Consider the following 9478-nt stretch of genomic DNA (forward strand, 5'->3'; position numbering starts at 1 on the left):
GATCCGGCGTATGAGTGTATTTGGAAGTTATTGGATGCGATTGACAGTTATATTCCGACGCCGCAGCGGGATGTGGACAAGCCGTTTTTGTTGGCGATTGAGGATATTTTTTCGATTACGGGTCGTGGTACGGTGGTGACGGGTCGAGTGGAGCGTGGTCGTTTGAAGCCGGGTGAGGAGGTGGAGATTGTTGGTTTTGGCAAGCGGTTCAAGACGGTGGCGACGTCATTGGAGATGTTTCGGAAGATATTGGATGAGGGTGTTGCTGGAGATAACATCGGGATATTATTGCGTGGTGTTGGCAAGGATGAGGTTGAGCGTGGTATGGTGGTGGCGCGGCCGGACAGTATCAATCCGCACAAGCGTTTCAATGCCGAGGTTTACGTATTGAAGAAGGAGGAGGGTGGTCGTCATACGCCGTTTTTCAATGGTTATCGGCCGCAGTTTTATGTGCGGACGACTGATGTGACGGGTGTGGTGAAGTTGCCTGAAGGTGTTGAGATGGTGATGCCTGGGGACAATGCGAATTTAGAGGTTGAGTTGATTACGCCGGTTGCGATTGAGCAGGGTCTGCGGTTTGCGATTCGTGAAGGCGGCAAGACCGTCGGCGCCGGCGTCGTCACAAAGATAATAGAATAATGAATAAATTAAGAATCAGATTAAAATCATACGATCACCGCATACTCGACCAATCAGTAAAGGCGATTGTGGAGACCGCCAAGCGCTTCGGTGTGAATATTTCAGGTCCCATTCCGATTCCCACTGAACGTTCTCTATACACAGTGCTCCGTTCACCGCATGTCGATAAAAAATCACGCGAACAGTTTGAACTGCGCGTTCACAAACGGCTCATCGAGTTGAACGACGTCACCTCTGATATAATCGACGCACTCAATAAACTGGAGATTCCAGCGGGTGTATATATTGAAGTGAAGGCGATGTAACATGGTCGGACTCATCGGTAAAAAAATAGGTATGTCCCAGGTGTTCAAAGAAGACGGCGTTGTTGTTCCGGTCAGCATGATCGAAGCCGGCCCCTGCCCTATCGTACAGGTCAAGGATGAAAAGAGTGACGGATACAAAGCGATCCAGCTCGGTTTCGGTGAAAAGAAGAACATCAACAAACCGCTTGAAGGCCATCTCAAAAAGGCGGGGTTGAAATCGGTCAAACGCCTCTTTGAAATCAGGGTGAACAATCCTGAAAAATATAAGGTCGGTGAACGGATAGATGTTTCGATATTCAAAGACGGCGATAAAATTTCGGTCACAGGCTGGACCAAGGGACGCGGCTTTGCAGGAGGTGTTAAACGATGGGGCTGGCACGGCGGACCGGCTTCCCACGGTTCCATGTCCCATCGGAGAATTGGCTCAGCCGGGCCCGGCTCTTCGCCTGGAAGAATATGGAAAAATAAAACAATGCCCGGCAGGTATGGAAATGAAAGGGTCACCATAAAAAATCTTGAGGTCGTGAAAGTGGATAAGGAAAAGAATATGCTCTACATAAAAGGCGCGGTACCCGGTGCAAGAAACAGTTATCTTTTACTATTGAAAGAGGAATAATGGAAACAAAATTGTTTGACAGAGAAGGTAAAGAAGTCGGTGTCGTAAAACTGGCGGATGATATATTCAACCAGCAGATAAACAAGGTTTTACTGTGGGAGAATGTTACTGCACTTTTGAAAAATCAGCGCAAAGGCACGGCGTGTACAAAAAGCAGAGCAGAAGTCAGAGGCGGCGGCAAAAAACCTTATCGCCAGAAAGGCATCGGCTGGGCGCGGCACGGTTCAATCCGCTCACCCATCTGGAGGGGCGGAGGAGTGACCTTTGGACCGAAACCGCGTGATTACCGAGTCAATATACCGAAAAAGAAGAAATTCAAAGCGCTCCTTTCGTCACTCAGCGCCAAGGCGAAAGAAGAAAGAATAAAAATAATCACCGAGCTCACGGTCGATTCACCGAAGACGAAGGAGATCGCCGGAATTTTAAAGAAGTTCAACCTGGAACAAGCCAAAACCCTGCTCAGCACTGAAAAGATCGATAACAATCTGAAACTGGCATGCCGCAACATCCCCAATCTCACTCTTAAGAGGGTCAATGAAATCAACTGTCTGGATATCCTTTCTGCGGATTATCTCTTGATGACAAAAAACGCCCTGCAGGAATTGGAGAAGAGATGCGCTACGAAAAAATAATAAAAAAAGCACTCATCACAGAAAAGGCGAGTCGTCTGAGGGAGATGAACATCTATCAATTCGTCGTGTCGAAGAAAGCGAACAAAGCACAGATAAAGGAAGCAGTCGAAAAGCTGTTTGGTGTGCAGGTGATAGACGTGAAGACCGCGAATCTTCCCGGTAAACCGAGAAGATTGGGACGCTCTGAAGGATATGTCTCCGGTTACAAAAAAGCATCTGTTACACTCAAACAAGGACAAACAATCGAAATAGCAGAAGGAGTATAATGGGAATCAAAAAATATCGACCAACAACCCCGGCACGAAGATATTATACGGTGAATAAACCGGACATAACCAAAAAAGAGCCGGAAAAGTCGTTGATATTTTCCAAAAAGAATTCTGGCGGCAGAAATAACCTGGGAAGAATAACTGCACGCCATCGCGGAGGTGGACACCACAAGATTATAAGGATGGTGGATTTCCGGCGGGACAAAGACAATATATCCGCAGTGGTTCAGGCGATCGAGTATGATCCGAATCGGAGCGCCCTTCTCGCCCTGCTTGCTTATGCGGATGGAGAAAAACGATATATCATCTGTCCTGAAGGACTGTCAGTCGGGGATTCGGTGATTTCGGGTGAAGACGTCCCCATAAAAATAGGGAATTGTCTTCCTATGCGCTCCATTCCTCTTGGGGTCGAAATCCACAATATCGAGCTATCGCCCAATAAAGGTGCTGAGCTTGTACGAAGCGCCGGTCTCTCCTGCCAGCTACTGGCAAAAGAAGGACGATACGGCCATATAAAATTACCATCCGGTGAGATAAGACTCATTGACCTGGGTTGTCGCGCGACGATCGGAAAGGTCTCCAATGCACTCCATTCCAGTGTTTCAATGGGTAAGGCGGGTAGAACAAGGCACCAGGGAATAAGACCCCATGTAAGAGGTGTGGCGATGAATCCTATTGATCATCCCTTAGGCGGCGGAGAAGGAAAATCCCATGGCGGAAGACAGCCGGTATCGCCGTGGGGCTGGCTTACCAAAGGTAAAAAAACACGGAAGGCACATAAGGCTTCAGATAAATTCATTCTAAAAAGGAGAAAATAATGGCGAGATCATTGAAAAAAGGTCCTTATATTGACGCCAAACTGATGAAAAAAATAACCCAACTGATCGATTCAGGAGAAAAAAAGATAATAAAGACCTATGCAAGAAGATCAATGATTCCTCCTGAATTCGTCGGTTTTACGATCGCTGTCCATAATGGAAATCGCTTCATCCCCGTCTATATCACCGAAAGAATGGTGGGCCATAAACTTGGAGAGTTCGCTCCTACACGCACATTCCGTCAGCATTCAGGCACAAGAAAAGAAGAAAAGAAACAGAGAGAGTTTGAAAAATGATTGCAAAAGCAGTTAAGCGTTATGAACGAATTTCTCCCAGAAAAGTGAAGAGAATGCTTGATATTATCAGAGGAAAAGGTGTTGTGGAAGCAAGGGCACTCTTGAAATTCAATCATTCACGATCCAGAATCCCCGTATTGAAAACCCTGGACTCCGCGGTCGCCAACCTAAAAGTGAAGGTCGGATCTGTTCGGGTCGACGACAGTGACCTGTATATCAAAGAGGCAAAAGCGGACGAGGGTCCGATGATGAAACGCTGGCGTGCAGGGTTTCGCGGTACAGCGGATATGATCAGACGAAGGACATGCCATATCACCCTGATCGTTGATTCATATAAACCACTTGAAAGCGAGGAAAAGTAATGGGACAAAAAACGCACCCCATAGGCTTTAGATTGGGAATCACAAAAGATTGGAAATCAAAATGGTTTGATGAACATAATTACCGCACCCTCATTGCCGAAGACCATAATATACGCCGCTATCTCTATCAACGCCTTTCCGAAGCAATGGTCTCCGATATTATCATCAGAAGATTATCAAACCGTGTCATCATCTCAATCCATACGGCACAACCCGGTAAAGTTATCGGTAAAGGCGGTGAGGAAATCAAAAAATTACGTGCGGAAATAAAGAGTTTGATTGACAAAGATATCACGATAAATATTGAAGAAGTAAGAATGCCTGAACTGGACGCCTTCCTGGTGTCCCAGAATATCGCCCGCCAGATCACCCAGCGAATATCCCACCGCAGGGCGATGAAGAGGGCGGTGATTTCAGCAATGAAGATCGGTGCGAAAGGAATCAAAGTTTCCTGTGCGGGAAGGCTTGGAGGAGCGGAAATAGCACGAACAGAATGGTATCGTGAAGGCAGGGTTCCCCTGCAGACACTGAATGCGGACATCGATTATGCCTGTACCACGGCATTTACAATCTACGGAACGGTCGGAGTCAAAGTCTGGATCTATAAAGGAGTGGTGCGGTAATGCTCGAACCCAAGAAAACGAAATTCAGGAAACAACAAAGAGGACGCTTGAAAGGAAAAGCCACAAGGGGAAATACCATTGCGTTCGGTGACTACGGCCTGGTCGCGCTTGAGCCGTCATGGGTTACGGCGCGGCAGCTCGAAGCATCGCGCGTAGCGATCTCCCACTCGATGAAAAAAGGCGGTAAGATGTGGATCCGAATATTTCCGGACAAGCCGATCACGAAAAAACCGGCGGAAACCAGAATGGGAAAAGGAAAAGGTGCCCCGGAATACTGGGTGAGTGTCGTAAAACCGGGAAGAATCATCTTTGAGCTGGAAGGAATGAGTGAAAGTGAGGCACGTCGACTTCTTCGTCTGGCGGCGAACAAGCTGCCGATGAAAACAAGATTTTTAAAACGAGAACCGGGAATGAAATATGAAGGTTTTTGAACTCAGGGAAAAATCGAGAGAAGAATTAAAAGACCTGCTGGATGGTCTTTATAAAGAAATTTTTAATCTGAAATTCAGACGGGGTGCTCAAGAACTGCCCAATCCTCTTCGACTGCGCACCCTGCGGCGGGACATCGCCCGGATAAAAACCGTTCTCAGGGAAGATGAACTCGGTATAAGGAAACTGCTTGAACCGAAGAAAACAAAGGTGAAATCCAAGAAGAAAGGATAATGATATGCGAAAAAGAAAGATAGGTATAATAGTCAGCGACAAACCTGAAAAGACCGTGGTCGTGAAGATAACTCATTATGTAAAGCACCCGCTATATAAAAAATATATAAAAAAGAGCACCAAGGTCTATGCACATGACGAAAAGAACGAATATAAAACCGGTGAAAAGGTTATGATCGAAGAAACAAGACCCCTTTCAAAACTCAAGTGCTGGCGCGTGATAAGGAGGTTGTAATGATTCAGATATACTCAAGATTAAAGGTATGTGACAATACCGGTGCCCGAATAGCGATGTGCATCAGAGTCGCCGGAGGTTCGAAAAGAAGATACGGTTATATCGGAGATATCATCAATGTGACGATCAAAGACGCTATGCCGAACGCTCCGGTAAAAAAAGGCGACAAAGGAAAAGCGGTTATCGTAAGGACACGTAAAGAGCAGCGAAGGAACGACGGTTCCTATGTGAGATTCGATGATAATGCGTGTGTTCTGATCACCGAACAGAAAGAGCCCAAAGGTACAAGGGTATTCGGGCCGGTAGCGAGAGAATTAAGGGAAAAAGGATTTACGAAAATAATGTCGTTGGCGAGTGAAGTGGTGTAAAGGAATAATATGGTGAGAAAAAAGAAACAGCCAAAAAAAGAACAGAGACCGAAATTTCACATAAAGAAGGATGACCTTGTTGAAGTCATCAGTGGAGAAGAAAAAGGAAGACGCGGTCGGGTTCTGGAAATAATTCCGGGAAAACAGCAGGCGATTGTTGAAGGCATAAATCTTGTTAAAAAACACCAGCGTGCGAGATCGCAGACAAAACCGTCGGGAATCGTCAGCGTCCCCGGACCCCTGCATATCTCGAATCTCGTATTGATCTGTTCCAAGTGCGGAAAGAAGACGAAGATCAAAAAGGATAAAATAGAAAACAAAAGAGTAAGACTCTGTAAAAAGTGTGGAGAGATAATTGAATAAGAAAAGTAAGAAAGAATATATTCCAAGATTGAAATTATATTACGAAGAACAATTGAGAAAATCTTTGATGAAGGAACTGGGCTACAAGAATATCTACCAGGTTCCCGCCTTGAAGAAGATCGTCGCCAACGCCGGTATCGGTGAAGCGGTGAACGATCCCAAGATAATCGATATCATAAGAGCGGATATGGCGAAGATATTCGGTCAAAGACCTGTGCCGACGAAAGCAAAACGGCCGATATCGAATTTTAAAATAAGAAAGGGTATGACCATAGGTTTGAAAGTCACGCTGCGCGGTGCGCGTATGTATGAATTCTTTGATAGATTCGTGAATTTCGCCGCACCGAGAATAAGAGACTTCCGTGGTTTTTCAAGAAATTCATTCGACGGAAGAGGCTCATATAATCTGGGATTGACCGAACAGACCATCTTCCCGGAGATAGAATATGACAAGGTCAAAAAGGTCTTCGGAATGGACATCGCGATCGTCACCACCGCGGAAAAGGACGAAGACGCTCTGGCACTGCTTGAAGGCCTGGGCATGCCGTTCGAGAGAAAAAAGTAATCGAGGAGAGCTATGGCGAAGTTATGTTTGATCAACAAAGCAAAGAAAAAACCGAAATTTTCAACAAGAAGGTATAATCGTTGTTTCCGCTGCGGCAGGGCACGCGGCTATTACCGGAAATTCGGTCTTTGCCGCATCTGTCTGCGCGAACTTGCCTTAAAAGGTGAACTCCCGGGCGTAAGAAAAGCGACCTGGTAGTCTCTTCTGCCCGGGGCATCTCAAAAAAGACCGATACCGAATCACAAAACTCCAATCTTAAAACCGGTTGATAAAATATATAGTGGGAAGATCTTTATCCCGATTTCGGGATACTACAACTCACTTCGTCCCTGAAGCGCCCTGGACAGAGTCGTGATGTCGGCGAGGTCCAGATCACTGCCCATAGGCAGCCCCCGGGCGATACGCGTCACTTTCACACCCAGCGGTTTAACCATCCTGGCGATATACATTGCGGTAACATCACCCTCAGTTGTGGGGTTTGTAGCAATGATAACCTCTGAAACCTTCCGCGTCTTTATCCGCTCAACAAGTGATTCTATTCTGAGGTCGTCGGGACCGACATTATCAATGGGTGAAATGACTCCGTGGATGACATGATACAATCCCCGATATTCACTCGTCTTTTCAATAACCATAACATCAGAAGGTTGTTCCACAACACAAATATATTGTGAATCCCGGGAAGGAGCGCTGCAGATCTCGCAGGGATCCTGTTCCGAGAGATTATGACAGATCGAGCACTCCTTGAGATTGGTCCGTGCACGGACGATTGCATCAGCCAATTCCTGGACCTTCGCCTTATCCATCTTCTGAAGATAAAAAGCGAGTCTCTGAGCGGTCTTTCTGCCGACGCCGGGCAGCCATTGAAGTTTTTCGATCAAATCGGTCAACAGCGACATAACCTATTTTATCTATATTATTCAATAAGTCAATGTTATCCTGGAACCCAGAAACAGCATTCTTGACCCTTGACATAAGGATAATCAATATATATAATACTATAGTGATACGGATAGGTTCTGATTCCTGATGATAGGGAATCCTGGCTAAAAAGTGAAGAAATAGCCCTTAAGGAACCTCGCTTATCAGGTATGATAGGTATACAAAAAAAGGAGGCTTAATGAAAATCCTGGTTGGTATCCTTGTTATATTAACGATTGGTTTCAGTCATCCGATCTCTTTCGTCCATTACAAATTCGACCCCCTTGAGACAGAACCGACGATTCCCACAGAATTACGATTAGAACCTGACGCCCTAAGCAACTACTATTTGATTCAGTTCACCGGTCCGGTAAAGAATGTCTGGAAAAATGAAATCATCAAACACGGCGGCATTATCTACGATTATATCCCCCATTTCACCTTCATCGTCTCACTCAAAAACAGTGAGGTCGACAAACTCGAAAAATTACCTTTTGTCAGATGGATAGGATATTATCATCCTGCATACAAAATAAGCCCATATATCGGAAAGATGGAATACAAAGACCCGGCTCGCGCCAATGATCCGTGGCTCAACCTCCGGGTAAGTCTGTTTTATGATGCCGATGTTGATAAAGTAATCAGTCAGTTGAAAGACCTCGGAGCACAGATTGAAAAAATCGCCTGTCATGAAGAGTATCGGATAAAAAGAATAATATTCGATATATCGCCGGAAAAACTGAATGAAGTCGCACATATAAAAAGCATCAAGTGGATTGAAGAAATGCCCGAATACACTCTGTATAATAATACGACCCGCTGGGTCCTTCAGACAAATGTGAGCAACGACACGGTACTCTGGGCGCACGGTATTAGAGGCGACGGACAGATCCTTTCGGTGATGGACACGGGGATCGATTATCTTTCTTGTTTTTTCCGGGATCCAGAAGGTGATCCATTCGGTCCTGATCACCGCAAGATTCAAGCACATCATCTGTATGGTTCTGCACAGGCATATGATGATCATGGCCATGGAACCCATGTTTCAGGAACCGCCTGTGGTAATGACTATACGATGACCTATGATGAATACAACGGTATGGCGAAGAATGCGAGAATGGTAATGCAGGATATAAGTTATGGAGGTGGTAACTTAACCCCGCCGAGTCCTCTTACAACGGGATTTCAGGATGCAATGAACGACGGTGCATTCGCCCAGACAAACTCCTGGGGGTATACAAGCGGCAGCCAGTATGCAACGGAAAGTCGTGACATCGACAACTTTATGTATAACAATAAATACTTCCTCGTATTATTCGCCGCAGGTAACAGCGGCCCAAGCAGCAGCACTGTTCATCCTCCGGCGACGGCAAAAGATGATATAACAGTAGGCGCTTCCTGTCAGAACCCCGGCGAGAACAACATTGCAGGTTTCTCCTCCCGCGGGCCTGCAGATGATGGAAGGCTCGAACCTACAGTATCAATTTCTGGAACCGATGCCAATGACCAGTGTCCAGATCAATGGAATCCCGGCCCCAATGCAATCTACTCGGCATTAAATTCCGGCACAACCCCGACCCAGACCTGTGAATGGGTGGCTGATGATTGGTGCGGCACCTCAATGGCGACGCCGGCGGCATGCGGCGCGGCTGCTCTGGTAAGGCAATATTATATGGATGGTTGGTATCCGACCGGCTCACCAGAACCAGGCAACGCCTTCACCCCGACTAATGATCTACTTAAAGCCACACTTATCAATTCTGCAGTAGATATGGGTACAGCGAATATACCCAATAATGATGA

General features: G+C 46.1%; 18 protein-coding genes. 17 read left to right on the forward strand and 1 reads right to left on the reverse strand.

Translation table 11 applies throughout. The annotated features are described in order from the left end of the window. The 16 genes from tuf to ENI34_01440 form a co-directional block, all read left to right on the forward strand. Positions 1–639 (forward strand): elongation factor Tu (tuf, locus tag ENI34_01365; GenBank protein HEC77776.1); only part of this gene is annotated, 639 nt, incomplete at its 5' end. Next, a complete protein-coding gene (locus ENI34_01370; protein HEC77777.1) occupies positions 639–944 on the forward strand; it encodes a 30S ribosomal protein S10 in 306 nt (101 codons plus the stop codon). The genes tuf and ENI34_01370, both read left to right, overlap by 1 nt. Before the next feature lies 1 nt (position 945). Beyond that, on the forward strand, positions 946–1560 hold the full coding sequence (locus tag ENI34_01375; GenBank protein HEC77778.1) for a 50S ribosomal protein L3: 615 nt from the start codon (positions 946–948) through the stop codon (positions 1558–1560). Further along, positions 1560–2192: a 50S ribosomal protein L4 gene (locus tag ENI34_01380; GenBank protein ID HEC77779.1), complete on the forward strand. Its 633-nt coding sequence runs from the start codon at positions 1560–1562 to the stop codon at positions 2190–2192. Before ENI34_01375 ends, ENI34_01380 begins: the two co-directional genes overlap by 1 nt. Next, on the forward strand, positions 2174–2458 hold the full coding sequence (locus tag ENI34_01385; protein ID HEC77780.1) for a 50S ribosomal protein L23: 285 nt from the start codon (positions 2174–2176) through the stop codon (positions 2456–2458). The genes ENI34_01380 and ENI34_01385 overlap by 19 nt, the downstream gene beginning before the upstream one ends. Next, the gene (locus ENI34_01390; protein ID HEC77781.1) at positions 2458–3279 is read left to right on the forward strand and encodes a 50S ribosomal protein L2; all 822 of its coding nucleotides are present in this window, start codon (positions 2458–2460) and stop codon (positions 3277–3279) included. The genes ENI34_01385 and ENI34_01390 overlap by 1 nt, the downstream gene beginning before the upstream one ends. Continuing rightward, positions 3279–3575 carry a 30S ribosomal protein S19 gene (locus ENI34_01395; protein HEC77782.1) on the forward strand — a complete coding sequence of 99 codons (297 nt, stop codon included), beginning with the start codon at positions 3279–3281 and terminating at the stop codon, positions 3573–3575. Before ENI34_01390 ends, ENI34_01395 begins: the two co-directional genes overlap by 1 nt. After that, positions 3572–3937 carry a 50S ribosomal protein L22 gene (locus tag ENI34_01400; protein HEC77783.1) on the forward strand — a complete coding sequence of 122 codons (366 nt, stop codon included), beginning with the start codon at positions 3572–3574 and terminating at the stop codon, positions 3935–3937. Before ENI34_01395 ends, ENI34_01400 begins: the two co-directional genes overlap by 4 nt. Next, a complete protein-coding gene (locus ENI34_01405; GenBank protein ID HEC77784.1) occupies positions 3937–4560 on the forward strand; it encodes a 30S ribosomal protein S3 in 624 nt (207 codons plus the stop codon). Before ENI34_01400 ends, ENI34_01405 begins: the two co-directional genes overlap by 1 nt. Next, complete coding sequence (locus tag ENI34_01410) at positions 4560–4991, forward strand: 50S ribosomal protein L16 (protein ID HEC77785.1); 432 nt, start codon at positions 4560–4562, stop codon at positions 4989–4991. Before ENI34_01405 ends, ENI34_01410 begins: the two co-directional genes overlap by 1 nt. After that, the gene (locus ENI34_01415) at positions 4978–5223 is read left to right on the forward strand and encodes a 50S ribosomal protein L29 (GenBank protein HEC77786.1); all 246 of its coding nucleotides are present in this window, start codon (positions 4978–4980) and stop codon (positions 5221–5223) included. Before ENI34_01410 ends, ENI34_01415 begins: the two co-directional genes overlap by 14 nt. Before the next feature lie 4 nt (positions 5224–5227). Further along, the gene (locus tag ENI34_01420; GenBank protein ID HEC77787.1) at positions 5228–5458 is read left to right on the forward strand and encodes a 30S ribosomal protein S17; all 231 of its coding nucleotides are present in this window, start codon (positions 5228–5230) and stop codon (positions 5456–5458) included. Beyond that, complete coding sequence (locus tag ENI34_01425; protein HEC77788.1) at positions 5458–5826, forward strand: 50S ribosomal protein L14; 369 nt, start codon at positions 5458–5460, stop codon at positions 5824–5826. The genes ENI34_01420 and ENI34_01425 overlap by 1 nt, the downstream gene beginning before the upstream one ends. Before the next feature lie 9 nt (positions 5827–5835). Next, positions 5836–6189, forward strand: a complete 354-nt coding sequence (locus ENI34_01430; protein ID HEC77789.1) for a 50S ribosomal protein L24 — start codon at positions 5836–5838, stop codon at positions 6187–6189. Positions 6190–6208: 19 nt separating this feature from the next. Then, on the forward strand, positions 6209–6754 hold the full coding sequence (locus tag ENI34_01435; GenBank protein ID HEC77790.1) for a 50S ribosomal protein L5: 546 nt from the start codon (positions 6209–6211) through the stop codon (positions 6752–6754). Between the two features lie 12 nt (positions 6755–6766). Further along, a complete protein-coding gene (locus tag ENI34_01440) occupies positions 6767–6952 on the forward strand; it encodes a type Z 30S ribosomal protein S14 (protein ID HEC77791.1) in 186 nt (61 codons plus the stop codon). A 113-nt stretch (positions 6953–7065) separates the two neighbouring features. Here the strand turns inward: ENI34_01440 and recR are convergent, their stop codons facing one another. Then, entirely contained in the window at positions 7066–7653 is a 588-nt protein-coding gene (gene recR, locus ENI34_01445) for a recombination protein RecR (protein HEC77792.1), read from the reverse strand. Between the two features lie 221 nt (positions 7654–7874). On the opposite strand from recR, the gene ENI34_01450 reads away from it, so the two are divergent. After that, positions 7875–9478, forward strand: a 1604-nt coding sequence (locus tag ENI34_01450) for a hypothetical protein (protein HEC77793.1), incomplete at its 3' end; no start/stop codon positions are given.

The sequence above is a fragment of the candidate division WOR-3 bacterium genome (genome assembly GCA_011052815.1).
In the GTDB taxonomy this organism is placed as follows: domain Bacteria; phylum Hydrothermota; class Tepidihabitantia; order SM23-42; family SM23-42; genus DRIG01.

What these genes read in the sequence shown, in the direction of transcription:
- ENI34_01375 (HEC77778.1), top strand. Translation starts at nt 946, where the DNA reads ATGGTCGGACTCATCGGTAAAAAAATAGGTATGTCCCAGGTGTTCAAA.
- ENI34_01400 (HEC77783.1), top strand. Translation starts at nt 3,572, where the DNA reads ATGATTGCAAAAGCAGTTAAGCGTTATGAACGAATTTCTCCCAGAAAA.
- ENI34_01410 (HEC77785.1), top strand. Translation starts at nt 4,560, where the DNA reads ATGCTCGAACCCAAGAAAACGAAATTCAGGAAACAACAAAGAGGACGC.
- ENI34_01420 (HEC77787.1), top strand. Translation starts at nt 5,228, where the DNA reads ATGCGAAAAAGAAAGATAGGTATAATAGTCAGCGACAAACCTGAAAAG.
- ENI34_01385 (HEC77780.1), top strand. Translation starts at nt 2,174, where the DNA reads ATGCGCTACGAAAAAATAATAAAAAAAGCACTCATCACAGAAAAGGCG.
- ENI34_01395 (HEC77782.1), top strand. Translation starts at nt 3,279, where the DNA reads ATGGCGAGATCATTGAAAAAAGGTCCTTATATTGACGCCAAACTGATG.
- ENI34_01415 (HEC77786.1), top strand. Translation starts at nt 4,978, where the DNA reads ATGAAGGTTTTTGAACTCAGGGAAAAATCGAGAGAAGAATTAAAAGAC.
- ENI34_01405 (HEC77784.1), top strand. Translation starts at nt 3,937, where the DNA reads ATGGGACAAAAAACGCACCCCATAGGCTTTAGATTGGGAATCACAAAA.
- ENI34_01390 (HEC77781.1), top strand. Translation starts at nt 2,458, where the DNA reads ATGGGAATCAAAAAATATCGACCAACAACCCCGGCACGAAGATATTAT.
- recR (HEC77792.1), bottom strand. Translation starts at nt 7,653, where the DNA reads ATGTCGCTGTTGACCGATTTGATCGAAAAACTTCAATGGCTGCCCGGC.
- ENI34_01380 (HEC77779.1), top strand. Translation starts at nt 1,560, where the DNA reads ATGGAAACAAAATTGTTTGACAGAGAAGGTAAAGAAGTCGGTGTCGTA.
- ENI34_01440 (HEC77791.1), top strand. Translation starts at nt 6,767, where the DNA reads ATGGCGAAGTTATGTTTGATCAACAAAGCAAAGAAAAAACCGAAATTT.
- ENI34_01425 (HEC77788.1), top strand. Translation starts at nt 5,458, where the DNA reads ATGATTCAGATATACTCAAGATTAAAGGTATGTGACAATACCGGTGCC.
- ENI34_01370 (HEC77777.1), top strand. Translation starts at nt 639, where the DNA reads ATGAATAAATTAAGAATCAGATTAAAATCATACGATCACCGCATACTC.
- ENI34_01430 (HEC77789.1), top strand. Translation starts at nt 5,836, where the DNA reads ATGGTGAGAAAAAAGAAACAGCCAAAAAAAGAACAGAGACCGAAATTT.